General features: G+C 60.7%; 17 protein-coding genes. 7 read left to right on the forward strand and 10 right to left on the reverse strand.

Annotation, left to right across the window (positions count from 1 at the left end):
- Positions 1 to 52 precede the first annotated feature (52 nt).
- On the forward strand, positions 53 to 226 hold the full coding sequence (locus BMZ57_RS29615) for a PA1571 family protein (RefSeq protein WP_010212086.1): 174 nt from the start codon (positions 53 to 55) through the stop codon (positions 224 to 226).
- A gap of 53 nt (positions 227 to 279) precedes the next feature.
- Here BMZ57_RS29615 and pdxB read toward each other — a convergent pair whose 3' ends face one another.
- Complete coding sequence (gene pdxB / locus BMZ57_RS25720; RefSeq protein WP_069673297.1) at positions 280 to 1422, reverse strand: 4-phosphoerythronate dehydrogenase PdxB; 1143 nt, start codon at positions 1420 to 1422, stop codon at positions 280 to 282.
- A gap of 140 nt (positions 1423 to 1562) precedes the next feature.
- On the opposite strand from pdxB, the gene BMZ57_RS25725 reads away from it, so the two are divergent.
- Positions 1563 to 2957, forward strand: coding sequence for an MATE family efflux transporter (locus tag BMZ57_RS25725; protein ID WP_021490996.1), 1395 nt, complete (start codon positions 1563 to 1565; stop codon positions 2955 to 2957).
- A gap of 13 nt (positions 2958 to 2970) precedes the next feature.
- Here the strand turns inward: BMZ57_RS25725 and tusA are convergent, their stop codons facing one another.
- Both tusA and rlmM read right to left on the reverse strand, forming a co-directional pair.
- Positions 2971 to 3222, reverse strand: coding sequence for a sulfurtransferase TusA (gene tusA, locus BMZ57_RS25730; RefSeq protein WP_010212093.1), 252 nt, complete (start codon positions 3220 to 3222; stop codon positions 2971 to 2973).
- A gap of 134 nt (positions 3223 to 3356) precedes the next feature.
- On the reverse strand, positions 3357 to 4433 hold the full coding sequence (rlmM, locus tag BMZ57_RS25735) for a 23S rRNA (cytidine(2498)-2'-O)-methyltransferase RlmM (protein WP_021490997.1): 1077 nt from the start codon (positions 4431 to 4433) through the stop codon (positions 3357 to 3359).
- Positions 4434 to 4624: 191 nt separating this feature from the next.
- On the opposite strand from rlmM, the gene acnA reads away from it, so the two are divergent.
- Positions 4625 to 7366 (forward strand): aconitate hydratase AcnA, encoded by a 2742-nt coding sequence (acnA, locus tag BMZ57_RS25740; RefSeq protein ID WP_069673298.1) that lies wholly within the window; start codon positions 4625 to 4627, stop codon positions 7364 to 7366.
- 188 nt (positions 7367 to 7554) lie between these two features.
- On the opposite strand, the gene BMZ57_RS25745 is transcribed toward acnA, so the two are convergent.
- Entirely contained in the window at positions 7555 to 8493 is a 939-nt protein-coding gene (locus BMZ57_RS25745; RefSeq protein WP_045791195.1) for an aspartyl/asparaginyl beta-hydroxylase domain-containing protein, read from the reverse strand.
- A gap of 109 nt (positions 8494 to 8602) precedes the next feature.
- Positions 8603 to 9577 (reverse strand): cysteine synthase A, encoded by a 975-nt coding sequence (gene cysK, locus BMZ57_RS25750; RefSeq protein WP_044286832.1) that lies wholly within the window; start codon positions 9575 to 9577, stop codon positions 8603 to 8605.
- A gap of 126 nt (positions 9578 to 9703) precedes the next feature.
- Between cysK and BMZ57_RS25755 the strand changes: the two genes are divergently transcribed.
- From BMZ57_RS25755 to BMZ57_RS25765, 3 genes are all read left to right on the forward strand, one after another.
- Positions 9704 to 10780: a DUF748 domain-containing protein gene (locus tag BMZ57_RS25755; RefSeq protein ID WP_069673299.1), complete on the forward strand. Its 1077-nt coding sequence runs from the start codon at positions 9704 to 9706 to the stop codon at positions 10778 to 10780.
- A gap of 99 nt (positions 10781 to 10879) precedes the next feature.
- Positions 10880 to 11725 (forward strand): AAA family ATPase, encoded by an 846-nt coding sequence (locus tag BMZ57_RS25760; RefSeq protein ID WP_003210690.1) that lies wholly within the window; start codon positions 10880 to 10882, stop codon positions 11723 to 11725.
- A complete protein-coding gene (locus BMZ57_RS25765; RefSeq protein WP_010212101.1) occupies positions 11725 to 12903 on the forward strand; it encodes a vWA domain-containing protein in 1179 nt (392 codons plus the stop codon). The genes BMZ57_RS25760 and BMZ57_RS25765 overlap by 1 nt, the downstream gene beginning before the upstream one ends.
- 41 nt (positions 12904 to 12944) lie before the next feature.
- On the opposite strand, the gene BMZ57_RS25770 is transcribed toward BMZ57_RS25765, so the two are convergent.
- The 4 genes from BMZ57_RS25770 to BMZ57_RS25785 form a co-directional block, all read right to left on the reverse strand.
- Complete coding sequence (locus BMZ57_RS25770; protein WP_010212102.1) at positions 12945 to 13484, reverse strand: hypothetical protein; 540 nt, start codon at positions 13482 to 13484, stop codon at positions 12945 to 12947.
- Positions 13485 to 13601: 117 nt separating this feature from the next.
- Positions 13602 to 14510 (reverse strand): 5-oxoprolinase subunit C family protein, encoded by a 909-nt coding sequence (locus BMZ57_RS25775; protein WP_044286831.1) that lies wholly within the window; start codon positions 14508 to 14510, stop codon positions 13602 to 13604.
- The gene (pxpB, locus tag BMZ57_RS25780; protein ID WP_010212105.1) at positions 14507 to 15211 is read right to left on the reverse strand and encodes a 5-oxoprolinase subunit PxpB; all 705 of its coding nucleotides are present in this window, start codon (positions 15209 to 15211) and stop codon (positions 14507 to 14509) included. The genes BMZ57_RS25775 and pxpB overlap by 4 nt, the downstream gene beginning before the upstream one ends.
- A complete protein-coding gene (locus BMZ57_RS25785) occupies positions 15208 to 15948 on the reverse strand; it encodes a 5-oxoprolinase subunit PxpA (RefSeq protein WP_010212107.1) in 741 nt (246 codons plus the stop codon). The genes pxpB and BMZ57_RS25785 overlap by 4 nt, the downstream gene beginning before the upstream one ends.
- A 176-nt stretch (positions 15949 to 16124) precedes the next feature.
- Between BMZ57_RS25785 and BMZ57_RS25790 the strand changes: the two genes are divergently transcribed.
- Positions 16125 to 17063 carry a LysR family transcriptional regulator gene (locus tag BMZ57_RS25790; protein WP_010212109.1) on the forward strand — a complete coding sequence of 313 codons (939 nt, stop codon included), beginning with the start codon at positions 16125 to 16127 and terminating at the stop codon, positions 17061 to 17063.
- 110 nt (positions 17064 to 17173) lie between these two features.
- Here the strand turns inward: BMZ57_RS25790 and BMZ57_RS25795 are convergent, their stop codons facing one another.
- Positions 17174 to 17716, reverse strand: a complete 543-nt coding sequence (locus BMZ57_RS25795; RefSeq protein WP_010212110.1) for a DUF2937 family protein — start codon at positions 17714 to 17716, stop codon at positions 17174 to 17176.
- Positions 17717 to 17724: the final 8 nt, after the last annotated feature.

Raw genomic sequence — 17724 nt, forward strand, 5'->3', positions numbered from 1 at the left:
CGGCTTAGAGTAATAAGCAGAGTAGGTACACAACCTGATGAGGAGACAGGCCATGACCTTGCAAAATAGCAGCGATGCCAAGATTGAAGTGATCCGCCAGCCGCAGCAATTGCCTTGCTCGTATATCGACGCCCAAGGCCGCGAAGTGCAGATTACCGAAGAGATGATCCAGCAAGCGTGCAGCGAACTGGAACAGCGACTGGTTAAGCCTGCCCGGCAAGGCTGAAGCGCCGACGCTCTTTCAAACCCGGCCCAGGTGGCCGGGTTTTTTATCGGGGTCTAAACGCCCGCGGCGCCCAATGCGCTGACGATGTTCGACAACGCGGCCGACTCACCGTTGATGCTCACCCTCAAGCCATCAATCTCACGGCGCTCAGGGTAGTTTTTGCGCAGCAGGTCAAACGCCTTGCGCTGTTCTTCCACCGTTCCTACCAGGCTACGCCGGAAATCCGCATCATCGCGACGCGGGTCGTACACGCTGCGGCACAGGGTCGCCAGCGCCCAGGCCGGGTCAGTGGACGCATTCAACTGCACCTCGGCCAACCACGGCTGCGGCAGCAAATCACTCAACTGGATGCCGGGTTCCTGACCCAGGTGCGTGCAGAACGCTTGATAAATCTGCGCGGTGCCGCGTTGCTTGCCGTCCAGGCTGTAGCCAGCGATGTGCGGCGTGGCCAACACGCAGAGGTCCGCCAGGTCCACGTCCACTTCAGGCTCGCCCTCCCACACATCCAGCACCGCTTGCAGGTCTTCACGCGCCAGCAACACCTCGCGCAGGGCGGCGTTGTCCACCACCGGGCCACGGCTGGCATTGATCAGCCAAGTGCCGGGCTTGAGCTGGTTGAGCCGCTGACGATCGAACAAATGCCAAGTGGAACCGTTGCCGGATTTGGTCAGCGGGGTGTGCAGGCTGATCACATCGCATTGCTCGATGATCTGGTCCAGGCTGACGTAATCGCCGTCCTCGGCGATCTGCCGTGGCGGGTCGCAGACCAGCACGTTCCAACCCAGCCCTTTGAGCACCTTGATCAGCCGCCCGCCGACTTCACCGGCGCCAACCACGCCATAGGTGCGGTGATTGAGGTCGGCGCCTTCGATTTCAGCCAGGGTCATCAGGCTGCCCAGCACATAGTCCACCACGCCACGGGCGTTGCAGCCGGGGGCGCTGGACCACTGGATGCCGGCCTGCTTGAAGTAATCGAGGTCCAAGTGGTCGGTGCCGATGGTGCAGGTGCCGACGAAGCGCACCTTCGTCCCCTCCAGCAGGGCGCGGTTGACGTTGGTCACCGAGCGCACCAGCAGCACGTCGGCCTGCTCGACCGTGGCGCGGTCGATGGAACGGCCGGGGACGCGGCGAATCTCGCCAAATCCCTGGAAGAATGCATCGAGCAGCGGAATATTTTCGTCGGCAACAATCAGCATGGCAGGCTCCTTTGGCGGACCCGCAGTGTACAGGGATCGCAGCCCTCGCTTACAAATCGCTAACACAGGTTTTTTCCTGACCGATGCGTCAACGCGTAGAATCCGCCGTCCTTGCGCTTCCTTCTATTGGACACCTGTACGTGAACACTGCTACCGCCACCCTCACCCGTCCCGCCCGCATCAGCCGGGAAGTGCGCGGCCTGTTGACGCTCGCCTTGCCGATCATGATCGGCCAACTGGCGACGACCGCGATGAGCTTTGTCGATGCGGTGATGGCCGGGCGCGTCAGCCCTCAGGACCTGGCGGCCGTGGGCCTGGGCAACTCGATCTGGATCCCGGTGTACCTGCTGATGACCGGCACGCTACTGGCCACCACGCCCAAAGTCGCGCAGCGCTACGGGGCCGGCCAGTTCAGTGAGATCGGGCCGCTGGTGCGTCAATCCTTGTGGCTGGCAGTGGTGGTCGGCATCACTGCATCGCTGTTGCTGCTGTGCGCCGAACCGATCCTGCATGTGATGAACGTGGAGCCGGACCTGATCGAGCCCTCAATGGGCTACTTGCACGGCATCGCCGCTGGCATGCCGGCCATTGCGCTGTATTACGTGCTGCGCTGTTTCAGTGACGGCCTGGGCCGCACGCGGCCGAGCATGGTGATGGGCCTGTGTGGCCTGGCATTGAATATCCCGCTGAACTACATCTTCATCTACGGCCACCTGGGTGTGCCGGCCATGGGCGGCGTCGGTTGCGGCTGGGCCACAGCCATTGCGATGTGGGTGATGATGCTCGGCCTGGCCGTCTGGACCCGCTGGGGCCCGGCTTACCAGAGCAGCGAACTGTTCAAGCGTTTCGACTGGCCGCAATGGGCGGTGATCAAGCGTGTATTGAGCATCGGCCTGCCCATCGGCATCGCGATCTTTGCCGAATCGAGCATCTTCGCGGTGATTGCCCTGCTGATTGGCAGCCTGGGCGCCACCGTGGTCTCAGGCCATCAGATCGCGCTGAACGTCAGCTCGCTGGTGTTCATGATCCCCTACTCCCTGAGCATGGCCGTCACCGTGCGGGTCGGCCAGGCCCTCGGGCGTGGCGAACCGCGTGAAGCGCGCTTCGCGGCTGGCGTCGGCATGGGCACGGCGCTGGCCTACGCCTGCCTGTCCTGCAGCCTGATGCTGCTGTTTCGCGAGCAGATCGCGGCGATCTACACACCAGACCCGGTCGTCATTCACTTGGCTTCGATGCTGATCGTGTTCTCGGCACTGTTCCAGTTCAGCGACTCGATCCAAGTCACGGCCGCCGGTGCACTGCGCGGCTACCAAGACACACGCGTGACCATGGTACTGACCTTGTTCGCCTATTGGGGCGTAGGCCTGCCGGTGGGTTATGCCCTGGGGCTGACAAACTGGCTGGGCGAGCCAAGCGGCCCAAGCGGCTTATGGCAAGGGCTGATCGTGGGCCTGAGCTGTGCCGCAGGAATGTTGCTGGTGCGCCTGGCGCGCAGCGCACGCCGGCGCATTCGCGCCGATAAAGCACGGGGCTGAATCGATCGTGTGATCAGTCGGCTTTTTTGCGGATCCAGTACAGGTATGTACCGGCCTGCTCCTGCTGATCCACCAGCTCGTGGTCAAGGAACACGCAGAACTTGGGGATATCGCGGCGCGTGGACGGGTCGGTCGCGATCACCTTGAGCAAACCGCCTGGTGGCAGGTCGCGGATGTGCTGGTGCAGCATCATCACCGGCTCCGGGCAGTTGAGGCCGGTGGCGTCCAAGGTGCCGTCGACGGGCAGTTCTTCTGCATGACTCATACTTCACTCCTGAAACTAACCCGATCTCCTGTGGGAGCGCGAAGACGCGGGCACATTCACCATAAATTTCGACAGTTATACCGCTTTCGCGAGCAAGCTCGCTCCCCCATGGGCCCTGTGATCACCTCAAGGGCTCAGCGGGCCTTGGTTTTCTTCACATCCACCAACCGACGCAAATGGCAGGTCACTTCCTCACGGTCGTGGTACAGCTGCTTGCAGCCGATCTCCACGCGGATGCCGCGTGCCTTGAAGCCGTCTTCGATACGCTCCAGCAGGCGCTTCACCTCGGCGTAGCGCTGTTTCATCGGCAGCTTCAGGTTCACCACCGCCTCGCGGCAATACCCCTCGCCGATCCAGGTTTCGAGCAACGCCGCGTTACGCGCCGGCTTTTCGACGATATCGCAGACCATCCAGTCCACCGGCTGCTTGGGGACGAAGGTAAAACCGTCGGCCATCAAATGCTGCACCAGACCAGTGTCCATCAGGCTTTCAGCCATCGGCCCGTTGTCGATGGCCGTCACCAGCATGCCGCGGTTGACCAGTTGCCAGGTCCAGCCGCCGGGCGCTGCGCCGAGGTCGACACCGGTCATGTCGCCGTGCAGACGCTCGTCCCACTGGTCGCGGGGGATGAAGTGGTGCCAGGCCTCTTCCAGCTTGAGGGTGGAACGGCTCGGCGCTTCACGGGGGAACTTGAGGCGCGGGATGCCCATCGGCCACATCGCCGAGTTGTTCGATTCGGCTAGGCCCATGAACACTTCGCGGCCGCTCTTGAAGGTCAGCAGCAGGCGCGGTTTGCTCGGGTCGTCCACCAGTTTGCCGGCGTTCAACAGGGCTTTGCGCAGGTGCACTTCGAATTTTTTGCAGAAGTTCGACAGTTCCTTGCCGTCGTTGGTGTCGACCATCTCCAGCCACAGGCTGCCACACACCGGGAATTCGCGCAGGTGGGCGAGGATCACGCTGATCCGGTCGGTTTCCGGCAGGTCGATGAACACTCCGCGCGCCCACTGCCGTGGAAAGATCAGCTCGGCAAAACGCTGGCCGTGCATCAGGCGCTGGGCGCCGTCTTCTTCGGTGCAGACAAATTCGGCGCAGGCGCTGCCGGTCTTGGCCTTGGCGTAGCCGGAAACGTTCAGGCGCGCGGCGTGCTCCGCGATCTCGGAACAGACTTCGCCTTCAAAACCCGGGCGGCAGTGCATAAAAAGGGTGTTCATTGAATCTCCTGGCAACTGGGCTTGCTGTAGCGCAAGTCCTGTCATGAAAACGCGCGCATGATAGCCGAGTTCGGAACCTTGGACTTAACGATAGAGTCCAGTTATTAGCCTGCTAATGAAAACAGGGCTAAGTTGATAGCTCTGTTCGTCCCGTCAGGTCCGTAGCCGTGCGGACCATAAGGAGTCGTGTCATGTCATCGCTTGATAGCCTGAGAACCCTTAAGACCCTTGAAATAGACAGTAAAACCTACCACTACTTCAGCCTGCCCGAAGCCGCCAAGAGCCTGGGTGACCTGGACAAGCTGCCGATGTCACTCAAGGTGCTGCTGGAAAACCTGCTGCGCTGGGAAGACAACAAGACTGTCACCGGCGCCGACCTCAAGGCCATTGCCGCCTGGCTCAAGGAACGCCAGTCCGACCGTGAGATCCAGTACCGCCCCGCCCGCGTATTGATGCAAGACTTTACCGGCGTACCCGCCGTGGTCGACCTGGCCGCCATGCGCGCCGCCGTGGCCAAGGCCGGGGGCGACCCGCAGCGCATCAACCCGCTGTCCCCCGTAGACCTGGTGATTGACCACTCGGTGATGGTCGACAAGTTTGGCACCACCGGCGCTTTCGAGCAGAACGTCGACATCGAAATGCAGCGCAACGGCGAACGCTACGCCTTCCTGCGCTGGGGCCAGAGCGCCTTTGACAACTTCAGCGTGGTGCCACCGGGCACGGGCATTTGCCACCAGGTCAACCTCGAATACCTCGGCCGCACGGTCTGGACCAAAGACGAGGACGGCCGCACCTACGCCTTCCCAGACACCCTGGTCGGCACCGATTCCCACACCACCATGATCAACGGCCTCGGCGTACTCGGCTGGGGCGTGGGCGGGATCGAGGCAGAAGCGGCGATGCTTGGCCAACCGGTGTCGATGCTGATCCCGGAAGTGATCGGCTTCAAGCTCACGGGCAAATTGAAGGAAGGCATCACCGCCACTGACTTGGTGCTGACCGTGACCCAGATGCTGCGCAAAAAAGGCGTCGTGGGTAAATTCGTCGAATTCTATGGCGACGGCCTGGCCGACCTGCCCTTGGCCGACCGCGCCACCATCGCCAACATGGCCCCGGAATATGGCGCCACCTGCGGCTTTTTCCCGGTGGACGAGGTGACGCTGGACTACTTGCGCCTTTCCGGCCGTCCAACCGAAACCGTCAAGCTGGTCGAGGCTTACACCAAGGCCCAAGGCCTGTGGCGCAACGCCGGCCAGGAGCCGGTGTTCACCGACAGCCTGGCCCTGGACATGGGCAGCGTCGAAGCCAGCCTGGCCGGACCAAAACGCCCACAGGACCGTGTCGCCCTGCCGAATGTCGGGCAGGCCTTCAGCGACTTCCTCGACCTGCAATTCAAACCCACCAACAAGGAAGAGGGCCGCCTGGAAAGCGAAGGCGGCGGCGGGGTTGCCGTGGGCAATGCCGACCTGGTGGGCGAAACCGACTATGAATACGACGGCCAGACCTATCGCCTGAAAAACGGCGCGGTGGTGATCGCTGCAATCACCTCCTGCACCAACACCTCCAACCCCAGCGTGATGATGGCGGCCGGGCTGCTGGCGAAAAAGGCCGTGGAAAAGGGCCTGACGCGCAAACCTTGGGTTAAAACCTCCCTGGCCCCAGGCTCCAAAGTGGTCACCGACTACTACAAGGCAGCGGGCCTTACCCAGTACCTGGACAAGCTGGGCTTCGACCTGGTGGGTTACGGCTGCACCACCTGCATCGGTAACTCGGGTCCGCTGCCCGAGCCGATCGAGAAAGCCATCCAGAAGGCCGATCTTGCCGTGGCTTCGGTGCTGTCGGGTAACCGCAACTTTGAAGGCCGCGTGCACCCGCTGGTGAAAACCAACTGGCTGGCGTCGCCGCCGCTGGTGGTGGCCTACGCCTTGGCGGGCACCGTGCGCATCGATATCAGCAGCGAACCGTTGGGCAACGATCAGCACGGTCATCCGGTGTACCTCAAGGACATCTGGCCCACCAGCCAGGAAATCGCCGACGCCGTTGCTCAAGTCACGACAGGCATGTTCCACAAGGAATACGCTGAAGTGTTTGCCGGTGACGAGCAGTGGCAAGCGATTGAAGTGCCACAAGCTGCGACCTACGTGTGGCAGAAAGACTCCACCTACATCCAGCACCCGCCGTTCTTCGACGACATTGCCGGGCCTCTGCCGGTGATCAAGGACGTCAAGGGCGCGAATGTGCTGGCGTTGCTGGGAGACTCGGTCACCACCGACCACATCTCCCCGGCCGGCAACATCAAGACCGACAGCCCCGCCGGCCGCTACCTGCGCGAACAAGGCGTGGAACCGCGCGACTTCAACTCCTACGGTTCACGCCGCGGCAACCATGAAGTGATGATGCGCGGCACTTTTGCCAACATCCGTATCCGCAATGAGATGGTCGGCGGTGAGGAAGGCGGCAATACGCTGTACATCCCCACCGGCGAGAAAATGCCAATCTACGACGCCTCGATGAAATACCAGGCCTCAGGCACGCCGCTGGTGGTGGTGGCCGGCCAGGAATATGGCACCGGCTCAAGCCGTGACTGGGCGGCCAAGGGTACCAACCTGCTGGGCGTCAAGGCGGTGATCGCCGAGAGTTTCGAGCGGATTCACCGCTCCAACCTGGTGGGCATGGGTGTGCTGCCGTTGCAGTTCAAGCTGGATCAGAACCGCAAGTCGCTCAAGCTGACGGGTAAGGAGAAGATCGACATTCTTGGGCTGACCGACGTGGAGATCGTGCCACGGATGAACCTGACGCTGGTGATTACGCGGGAGGATGGCGGTACCGAGAAGGTCGAAGTGCTGTGCCGGATCGATACGCTCAATGAAGTGGAGTACTTCAAGTCGGGGGGCATCCTGCACTACGTGCTGCGCCAACTGATCGCGTCCTAAGAGGCTCTCTAAAACAATGGAGATCTAATGTGGGAGCTGGCTTGCCTGCGATGGCGGCGGGTCAGCCAGCCTATCTGCAACTGACACACCGCTATCGCAGGCAAGCCAGCTCCCACAGTTTTGGTCGCATTTCAGGCATAAAAAAAGCGCTGCATCGCGAGATACAGCGCTTTTTTACGCAGTGCCTGTCAGCCGAACAGCCACTTCCACAGCAGCACCAGCACCACTACGGCCAGCACTGGCCGCGCAATGCGGTAAGCCTTCGGATGCTTGCGCTTCCACTGCTTGACCACACCGCTGAACTTGTCGCTGAACGTCTTGCTCCAGGCATACGCCTGGTTGATCCCGCCCACACGCTCGTCATCCAGGTTCTGCGGCGCAGTCGCGCGCCCCAACTGCTTGCTGACCCAACGGTTGATACGGGTCATCACGCGGTTGCTCAGCGGACGCTCGATGTCACAGAACAGAATCACACGGGTCTGCTCAGTCTCGTTCTTGACCCAGTGCACGTAGGTTTCGTCGAACATCACGTCGTCACCGTCGCGCCAGGCGTACTCCTCGCCATCGACAAAGATACGACAGGCGTCGGAGTTCGGCGTGGACAGGCCCAAGTGATAACGCAGGGAACCGGCAAACGGGTCGCGGTGCGGGTTGAGGTGGCTGCCGCCCGGCAACAGCGCGAACATCGCGCCTTTCACGTTAGGAATGCTGCTCACCAACGCCACGGTTTTCGGACACAGCGCCTGCGCCGATGGCAGGGGTTTGTCGTACCACTTGAGGTAGAAACGCTTCCAGCCCTTCTTGAAGAACGAGCCGAAACCGGCGTCGTTGTTCTTTTCGGCCGCACGGATGTAACCCTCGTCGAACAGGTGCATGGCCTCTTCGCGGATCACTTCCCAGTTGTCCTTGAGCACATCCAGTTCCGGGAATTTGCTGCGGTCCAGGTACGGCTTGGACGGCACCGCCGAAAACAGGTACATCAGGGCGTTATAGGGGGCGAACAGCGCCGAATGGTTAACGAACTGGCGCAACATCGGCAAACGCGCCTTGCCGCGCAGGTGCACATACAACGTGCTGCCGATAAACAACGCCAGCACCGACAGCTTGGCGGCCAAAGAAAAGGTCATGCAGCAACTCCTGGAAATAAGCGCCTGGCCAACAGCAGACGTAGCAGCCGGCCATGATAAACAGTTGGGCCATTATGCAGAAGGCCCGGGTGTTCGGCGCTGACTCAAATCAAGCCTGGTTTTCTTGCTCGGTAAACAAATCGCTGAACAGCATGCTCGACAGGTAGCGCTCACCGGAGTCGGGCAGAATCACTACGATGGTCTTGCCCTGCATCTCCGGTTTCTCGGCCAGGCGCACTGCCACAGCCATCGCGGCGCCACAGGAGATACCGCACAGAATCCCTTCTTCCTGCATCAGGCGCAGAGCCATGGCCTTGGATTCGTCGTCGGTCACCAGCTCCACGCGGTCGACCATCGATAGATCGAGGTTCTTCGGTACGAAACCGGCGCCAATACCCTGGATCTTGTGCGGGCTGGGCTTGATCTCTTCACCGGCCAGCGCCTGGGTGATCACTGGCGATGCGATCGGCTCGACGGCCACCGACAGGATCGGCTTGCCCGCGATGTTCTTGATATAGCGTGAAACACCGGTGATGGTGCCGCCAGTGCCCACGCCCGCGACCAGCACATCCACGGCGCCGTCGGTGTCGTTCCAGATTTCCGGACCAGTGGTTTTCTCATGGATGGCCGGGTTGGCCGGGTTTTCGAACTGAGCCGGCATGAAGTAAGTGGCCGGGTCGCTGGCGACGATTTCGCCGGCTTTTTCGATCGCGCCCTTCATGCCCTTGGCCGGCTCGGTCAGCACCAATTCGGCGCCGAGGGCCTTGAGCACCTTGCGCCGCTCGATGCTCATGGAGGCCGGCATGGTCAGCAGCAACTTATAGCCACGGGCCGCAGCGACAAACGCCAGGCCAATACCGGTGTTGCCGGAGGTGGGTTCGACAATGGTCATGCCCGGTTTGAGTTTGCCGGTGCTTTCAGCGTCCCAGATCATGTTTGCGCCAATGCGGCATTTCACCGAGTAGCCTGGGTTACGCCCTTCGATCTTGGCCAGGATGGTCACGCCACGCGGTGCGATCCGGTTGATCTGAACCAGGGGCGTGTTACCGATGGAGTGCGCGTTGTCTGCAAAGATGCGGCTCATGACGGGTCCTATTGGGCAGTCTTCAGGAAGGCAACAAGGGTATGCCTCGTGCCGCGAAGCGTCCAGTCGGAGGAACGTTGCGCCCCTCGCAACAGTCCACCTCCTATACGGACAGAGGACCTCCCCATGAAACGTCGCTACAGCTGGCCACTATGGACCGTTGCCGGAATACTGGTGCTACTGGTCGCCTTGAGCATCGCCCTGCCCTATCTGGTGCGTAACTACTTGAATGACAAGCTCGCCAACATGGGCGACTACCGTGGCCAGGTGACCGACGTGGACCTGGCCCTGTGGCGCGGTGCCTACCGGATCAACGGCCTGGAGATCATCAAGGTCGACGGTAAAGTGCCCGTACCGTTCGTCAAGGCGCCGTTGGTCGACCTGGCGGTGAGCTGGCATTCACTGTGGTACGACCATGCGGTGGTGGCCAAGGTGCTGTTTATCCAGCCTGAAGTGAACTTCGTCGACGGCGGCGCCAACCAGCAGGCGTCCCAGACCGGTAAAGGCACCGACTGGCGCGAGCAGTTGAGCAAGCTGGCGCCCATCACACTCGACGAAGTGCGCATCGAAGACGGCAAGATCGCCTTTCACAACTTCAACTCCAAACCACCGGTCAACATCAACGCCACGGACGTCAACGCGAGCTTCTACAACCTGACCAACGTGGTCGACATCAAAGGCAAGCGAGACGCCCGCTTTGAGGGCAAGGCGCTGCTTCAGGGCCAGGCACCGCTGGAAGCGACCGCCACGTTCGACCCGCTGAGTGATTTCGAGAATTTCGAATTCCGTTTCCGCGCCAAAGACTTGCAGCTCAAGCGCATGAATGACTTCGCGTCGGCCTACGGCAAATTCGACTTCAAGGCCGGCACCGGCGACGTGGTGATCGAAGCCCAGGCGGAAAAAGGTCAGTTGACCGGCTACATCAAACCGCTGATGCGCGATGTAGAAGTGTTCGATTGGCAACAGGATGTGGAAAACAAAGACAAAAACATCTTCCGCTCGATCTGGGAGGCCGTGGTCGGCGCCAGCGAAACCGTGTTGAAAAATCAGGCGAAAAACCAGTTTGCCACCCGCGTTGAACTCAGTGGCAGCGTGCACCAGCAAAATGTCAGCGCGTTTTCCGCATTTTTGGCGATTTTGCGCAACGGGTTCATCCAGGCGTTCAATGCCCGCTATGAACAACCCAAGCCCTCGGCGGACTGAAGGTGACTGGTCATTCAGAGACTGAATAAGCCGCCTGCGTTCACAGTCGCCGGGGCTGCGCGGTATAGTCCGGGCATTGATGAATGCGAGGAGACACCGATGAAGTTCGAAGGCACCCAGGCCTATGTGGCTACCGATGACCTGAAACTGGCCGTCAACGCCGCCATTACCCTGGAGCGGCCGTTGCTGGTCAAGGGCGAGCCTGGCACCGGCAAGACGATGCTCGCCGAGCAATTGGCAGAGTCCTTCGGCGCCAAGCTGATCACCTGGCACATCAAGTCCACCACCAAGGCCCACCAAGGGCTGTACGAGTACGACGCGGTCAGCCGCCTGCGCGACTCGCAACTGGGCGTGGACAAGGTGCATGACGTGCGCAATTACCTGAAGAAGGGCAAGCTCTGGGAAGCGTTCGAATCCGAGGAGCGGGTGATCCTGTTGATCGATGAAATCGACAAGGCCGACATCGAGTTCCCCAACGACCTGCTGCAGGAACTCGACAAGATGGAGTTCTACGTCTACGAAATCGACGAGACCATCAAGGCCAAGAAACGCCCGATCATCATCATTACCTCCAATAACGAAAAAGAGCTGCCGGACGCGTTCCTGCGCCGCTGTTTCTTTCACTACATCGCCTTCCCCGACCGCACCACCCTGCAAAAAATCGTCGATGTGCATTACCCCGACATCAAGAAAGACCTGGTCAGCGAAGCGCTGGACGTGTTCTTTGACGTACGCAAAGTGCCGGGCCTGAAGAAAAAGCCCTCCACCTCGGAGTTGGTCGACTGGCTCAAGCTGCTGATGGCCGACAACATCGGCGAAGCCGTGCTGCGCGAACGCGACCCGACCAAAGCCATCCCACCGCTGGCCGGTGCGCTGGTCAAGAACGAGCAGGACGTACAGTTGCTGGAGCGTCTGGCGTTCATGAGCCGTCGCGGTAATCGCTGATGTTGCTCAACCTGTTCAACGAGATGCGCGCCGCCAAGGTGCCGGTGTCGGTGCGCGAGCTGCTCGACCTGATCAACGCGCTGAAACAGCGCGTGACCTTCGCCGACATGGACGAGTTTTACTACTTGGCCCGGGCGATATTGGTGAAGGACGAGCGGCATTTCGACAAGTTCGACCGGGCGTTCGGCGCCTACTTCAACGGCCTGGAAAAACTCGATGACCATTTGCAGGCGCTGATCCCCGAAGACTGGTTGCGCAAGGAATTCGAACGTTCGCTGAGCGATGAAGAACGCGCGCAGATCCAGTCCCTTGGCGGCCTCGACAAGCTGATCGAAGCCTTCAAGAAACGCCTGGAAGAACAGAAAGAACGCCATGCCGGCGGCAACAAGTGGATCGGCACCGGCGGCACCAGCCCGTTCGGTTCCGGCGGCTACAACCCGGAAGGCATCCGTGTCGGTGATGCCGGCAAGCGTCAGGGCAAGGCCGTGAAGGTGTGGGACCAGCGCGAGTACAAGAACCTCGACGATCAGGTGGAACTGGGCACGCGCAACATCAAGGTCGCCCTGCGTCGCCTGCGCAAATTCGCACGCCAGGGTGCGGCCGAAGAGCTGGACATCGACGGCACCATCGACCACACCGCCCGCGACGCCGGGTTGCTGAATATTCAGATGCGCCCCGAGCGGCGCAACACCATCAAGCTGCTGTTGCTGTTTGACATCGGCGGCTCGATGGATGCCCACGTGAAGATCTGCGAAGAGCTGTTCTCGGCGTGCAAGACCGAGTTCAAGCACCTGGAGTACTTCTACTTTCACAATTTCGTGTACGAATCAGTGTGGAAGAACAACCAGCGCCGCACCTCGGAACGTACTTCCACCCAGGACGTGCTGCACAAGTACGGTGCGGACTACAAAGTGATTTTTATCGGCGATGCGTCGATGGCGCCGTATGAAATCACCCAGGCCGGCGGCAGCGTCGAGCACTGGAATGAAGAGCCGGGGTATGTGTGGATGCAGCGCTTCATGGCCAAGTACAAGAAGCTGATCTGGATTAACCCGTATCCGAAGGACACTTGGGGGTATACAGCGTCGACCGGGATTGTGCGGGAGTTGGTGGAAGATCAGATGTATCCGCTGACCCTGCGCGGGTTGGAAGAAGGGATGCGCTTCTTGTCGAAGTAGCCTGCTCCCTGTAGCCGCACGCTGCGGCTACAGGTCTGCCATCAAGCGGTCCCAGCGTCGATCCAGCCGCACTTCAGGAACAGCGCGGAAAACTGTTTGACCAGCTCGGCGTCCTTTCTGTCGACCTTACGGTCATTGTTGACGTCCTGGTTGATCGAAACGCCGGCAAGGCCATTTCCATCGGCATAAATCGCTGCGGTGTAGGCAATACTCTCATCGGTCGGTGCGCCCTCGCCTTGATGAAAATGCAGCCGCACGGTGTCAGGAACGCCATTACCATCAAAATCTCGGGCAAATACTTTCAAATATTTATCGAAAGGTTCGTCGAGACTGAACCAATTGAACTCAAGAAACAGTTGGGCCAGCTCAATCGCTTGTGCACGGTCGACAGCATCGACGACGCCGTCCTGATTCACATCATCGGCGATCACCCAGTCCAACTGCCCGTCATCAGTGATATCGAACGTCGTGGCTTGATGAACAAGCGTCGGCGTGCAGGTGTCGTCGTGAAACTCAAGTGTGACCACATCGGGTACATCGTTATCGAGCACGTCGTGTGCGTAGATCTTCATGTAGCGCATGTTGAATCCTGATAGTGAATGCACCCTCAAGACTTCCATGCGCCACCTTGCAAACCAATACGGCAAAGGACTCAGGTAGTGTGGGATATCTCTGCGAGTGTCCCACTGCCTCAGCGGTCAAATGAACTGGCGTAGACATTCAAGTTGCTGACGATGCGCCGTCTCCTGCACCACTGGCGTCAAGCGTACTTTCTCTCCTGGCAGGCATTGCGCCAGCCGCGCCAGCGACAGAGGCGTCAGTGCCCCCAGACGCGGGTAGCCACCGATGGTCTGCCGATCATTGAGCAACACAATCGGCTGCCCATCCGGCGGCACTTGGATCGCCCCCAACGGAATGCCTTCGGAGATCAACGACGGCCCCTGATACTGCAACGGCGTGCCCAACAAACGCATGCCCATGCGGTCGGCGCGGCTGTCGAGGGCCCACTCTGTGTTGAATGCATCGAACAGGCTTTGCCCACTGAACTGGCCGATTTGTGCGCCGACAATCACGTCCAACGGTGCTTTGGTTGGCAGGGTTAAATCGCTGAGAACCTTCATTGCGCCGCCTGTGCCGGAATACGCCAAGCGCCCGCCTTCGGCCAATGCCTTGCCAAAGCCGTCCACCCCGCCCAGTTCCTCGCGCACAACGGTGGCGCAACTGCCCAGCACATCCGGCGCATCAAAGCCGCCCGGCGCGGCCAGATAGGCCCGCGCCCCCTTGAATGGCTGGGTGAAACGCAGGCGCTGGCCCTTTTGCAGGATGAAACTGCGGCCGGGGCTGATGGGGCGTTCGTCGATGTACGCGCCCAAGTCCGCTCCGGCCAGGGCCAGCAGGCAATAATCGTCGGCTTGCACGGTAAAACCGCCCAGGGTGATTTCCACCACCGGCGCGTCCAGCGCATTGCCCAGCAGCCAGTTGGCCCAGGACATCGACACCCAGTCCAGCGCTCCGCCCTGGGTCACGCCAAGGTGACGCACGCCAAAACGGCCGCCGTCCTGCAACAGGCACAGCGGCGTGCTGGCCTCAATGATCAAGCGGCTCATGCCTGCGCCTCCAACGGCGTGTCATCGCCACCTAATGTGATGAATTGAGCGTGATCGACGGGCTCGAAGCGCACCGTGTCACCAGGCTGCATCAGGCTGTAGCCCTCGCGCTCGCGGTCAAAGAGTCGGGCCGGGGTGCGGCCTATCAGGTTCCAGCCGCCCGGCGAGACCACCGGGTAAGCGGCGGTTTGCCGTTCGGCGATGCCGACACTGCCGGCCGCCACGCGTTTGCGTGGGGTGTTCAGACGTGGCGCGGCGAGTCTTTCATCCACCAGGCCCATAAAGGCAAAGCCGGGGGCGAAGCCGAGGGCAAACACCTGGTATTCGTGGGCGCTGTGGCGGCGGATCACTTCATCCACCGACAGGCCACTGCGCTGGCTAAGCAGGGTCAGTTCGGGGCCGACGCTCAGGTCGTACCACACCGGCAGCACATGGCACTGGCCACTGCCTTGGGCCTGTGGCTGCAGGTCGGTGAGGGCCAGGTCGATCAACTCCCGCGCCTGGGCCGGGCTCAATGCCGTCAGGTCGTAATGCACCATCAACGTGGTGTAGGACGGCACCAGGTCCACCAAGGCCGCACCAAAATCGCTGCGCAAGCGCTGGGTGGCGGCAAGCATCCACGGCATGTTGGCTTCGGCGATTGCATCAAATAGGCGCACCATCAGGCAGTCGATGGCCACCACTTCAATCCGAGGCTTCATGCTGGCTTCAATGCCTCGCAGATGCGTTGCACGGCGGCGACCGAGCTGGCGTTGTCGCCGTGTACGCACAAGGTATTGGCCTGCAGGACCAACGGGCTGCCGTCGCTGGCGGTGAGCGGTTCACCCCGGGAAATGGTCAGGGCTTGCTGCAGGATGGTGTCGGAATCGTGGTGCACCGCGCCGGGCAACTGGCGCGAGACCAGGTGGCCCTTGTTATCGTAGGCCCGGTCGGCGAAGGCTTCGAACCACAGGGTTACACCGTATTCGTCGCCCAAGGCCTGGGCCGCGCTGTTGTCGCGCGTGGCGAGCAGCATCAGTGGCAGGTCGCCGTAGGCGGCCACGGCCTGCATCACCGCACGCAACTGTGCGGGGTTGGCCATCATGTCGTTGTACATCGCTCCGTGAGGCTTCACGTAGCTGACACGCCCGCCTTGTGCCCGGCAGATGCCGTCGAGGGCACCGATCTGATAGTGCAACAGATCCTGGATTTCCTGAGGGGTGTAGGCCATCGAGCGACGGCCAAAGCCTTGCAGGTCCTGATACGCCGGGTGCGCACCGACTTGCACACCCTGTTTGAACGCCAGGCTGACCGTCTTGCGCATGATGCTCGGGTCGCCGGCATGGAAACCGCACGCCACGTTGGCGCAATCAATGAACGGCATGACCTCGGCGTCCAGACCCATGGTCCAGTTGCCAAAGCTTTCGCCAATATCGCAATTGAGTAAAAGACGGCTCACGGACTGTCGCTCCTGTAGGCTTTATTTTTTTGTAGTGTGGGATTATTTACGCAGAACTCGCAACTTGTCCTGACACCCCAACGGCGCTTATCGTGGAATGGCTCGATTTTTGGCGCTGGCCCGGTACGGCGTCCAACTAATAAAAACCGATCCATGCATAAGAAAAAGTTGATCCCATGAATTTGAAGTTCCTCGAAACCTTCGTCTGGGTAGCCAAGCTCAAGAGTTTCCGCCTGACCGCCGAGAAGTTGTTCACCACCCAGGCGTCGATCTCCAGCCGTATCGCGGTGCTGGAAAGCGAACTGGGGGTGAAGTTGTTTCTACGCGACTCACGCGGCGTGAGCCTGACCCCTGAGGGTTTGAAAGTGCTCGATTATGCCGAGCAGATGATGGTGACCATGCAGGGCCTGAAACAGTCCCTGGAGACCACCAGCAGCAAGGTCGGGCGCATTCGGATAGGCGCGATGGACACGGTTATCCACACCTGGCTCAGCCCGCTGGTGGCGGAACTGATGGACCACTTCCCCCTGGTAGAAATCGAATTGGTCGCCGATACCGCGCTGAACCTCAGCGATCAGCTGCAAAAAGGCTTCCTCGACCTGATCCTGCAAACCGACCTGGTGCGCCTCGAAACCGTACGCAGCCTGGAATTGGCCAGCCACCCCATGGCCTGGATCGTCGCCAGCCAGTCGATCTACAACCGTGACTACGCCTCCCTCGCAGAACTGGCCCAGGAACGCATCATCACCTACTCGAAAAACTCCCACCCGCACCAGGACGTCATCAGCCTGATGCAAGCCAACGGCGTGGCCGCGCCACGGATGAACTGCGTGAATTCAGTATCGGCCATCACCCGCTTGCTGCGCGATGGTTTCGGTATAGGCGCGCTGCCGCCGGTGCTGGTCAGCGAAGAACTGGCGCGTGGGGAATTGGTGATGTTGCCGATGGCGCAGAAACTGCCGAACTTGCAGGTGGTGGTGTCGTGGCGCGTGGGGGTGGAGTTGGTGGAGGAGATTGTGGGGTTGTGCCAGAAGGTGGTGGCGCGGTATGCCGAAGAAGTCGGTGAAGAGCGGATGGTACTGAGCACACCAACCTTACTGAGGAAACCGGATTAAACATGTGGGAGCGGGCTTGCTCGCGAATGCGGCGTGTCAGTCAAAGATATTGTGACTGATCTACCGCATTCGCGAGCAAGCCCGCTCCCACAGTTGGATCTGCGTATGGTTTACAAACCTTTCAGGTCGCGCTCTTCGATCGGCCGGCTCTGGCGCAGGCGCTTGCCGCCCAGCACGACCCAGTCGATCAGGCGGAACAGGCATTCGATGCCAAACGACAACAGCATCGCCCCGCCCAACCCCCAGCCCATGGCCTCAGGCGTGAGCAGGATCTGGTAGCTGTAGCCGTTCCAGGTTTCCTGGCGGATATCCGGGTCCGCCGCCACCGCCACTTGCAGGGCGCGGATGTACCACGGGCCTTGCATGGCCTGGAATTGCTTGTCCAACGCCACCTGGCGATCCAGCATGGCGCCCAGGCTGTTGGCGTCACTCTGGAACACCGGGTCATCGCTGGCGCGGTAGTGCGCGACCAACGCCTTCAAGTCACCGTTGAAGAACTGCCGGGCAGTGGTCTCAAACCCACTGAGACCGGTCTGGGCCTCGATCAAATGAGCTTCGACGCGCTTGGCGTAGTCGTTGATGAAGCCCGGCACTTGCACGCCGACCAACAGGCCAATCGCAAACAGCACCAACCGCAGATAACTGAGCAACATGGTCGATA

This window comes from Pseudomonas simiae (assembly GCF_900111895.1).
In the GTDB taxonomy this organism is placed as follows: Bacteria; Pseudomonadota; Gammaproteobacteria; order Pseudomonadales; family Pseudomonadaceae; genus Aquipseudomonas; species Aquipseudomonas simiae.

Bases quoted from the DNA above. Each gene is read 5' to 3' on its own strand.
- cysK (WP_044286832.1), bottom strand. From the start codon at position 9,577: ATGAGCCGCATCTTTGCAGACAACGCGCACTCCATCGGTAACACGCCC.
- BMZ57_RS25770 (WP_010212102.1), bottom strand. From the start codon at position 13,484: ATGCGCTACATGAAGATCTACGCACACGACGTGCTCGATAACGATGTA.
- pdxB (WP_069673297.1), bottom strand. From the start codon at position 1,422: ATGCTGATTGTTGCCGACGAAAATATTCCGCTGCTCGATGCATTCTTC.
- BMZ57_RS25745 (WP_045791195.1), bottom strand. From the start codon at position 8,493: ATGACCTTTTCTTTGGCCGCCAAGCTGTCGGTGCTGGCGTTGTTTATC.
- BMZ57_RS25790 (WP_010212109.1), top strand. From the start codon at position 16,125: ATGAATTTGAAGTTCCTCGAAACCTTCGTCTGGGTAGCCAAGCTCAAG.
- pxpB (WP_010212105.1), bottom strand. From the start codon at position 15,211: ATGAAGCCTCGGATTGAAGTGGTGGCCATCGACTGCCTGATGGTGCGC.
- BMZ57_RS25775 (WP_044286831.1), bottom strand. From the start codon at position 14,510: ATGAGCCGCTTGATCATTGAGGCCAGCACGCCGCTGTGCCTGTTGCAG.
- BMZ57_RS25755 (WP_069673299.1), top strand. From the start codon at position 9,704: ATGAAACGTCGCTACAGCTGGCCACTATGGACCGTTGCCGGAATACTG.
- BMZ57_RS25760 (WP_003210690.1), top strand. From the start codon at position 10,880: ATGAAGTTCGAAGGCACCCAGGCCTATGTGGCTACCGATGACCTGAAA.
- tusA (WP_010212093.1), bottom strand. From the start codon at position 3,222: ATGAGTCATGCAGAAGAACTGCCCGTCGACGGCACCTTGGACGCCACC.
- acnA (WP_069673298.1), top strand. From the start codon at position 4,625: ATGTCATCGCTTGATAGCCTGAGAACCCTTAAGACCCTTGAAATAGAC.
- rlmM (WP_021490997.1), bottom strand. From the start codon at position 4,433: ATGAACACCCTTTTTATGCACTGCCGCCCGGGTTTTGAAGGCGAAGTC.
- BMZ57_RS29615 (WP_010212086.1), top strand. From the start codon at position 53: ATGACCTTGCAAAATAGCAGCGATGCCAAGATTGAAGTGATCCGCCAG.
- BMZ57_RS25795 (WP_010212110.1), bottom strand. From the start codon at position 17,716: ATGTTGCTCAGTTATCTGCGGTTGGTGCTGTTTGCGATTGGCCTGTTG.
- BMZ57_RS25765 (WP_010212101.1), top strand. From the start codon at position 11,725: ATGTTGCTCAACCTGTTCAACGAGATGCGCGCCGCCAAGGTGCCGGTG.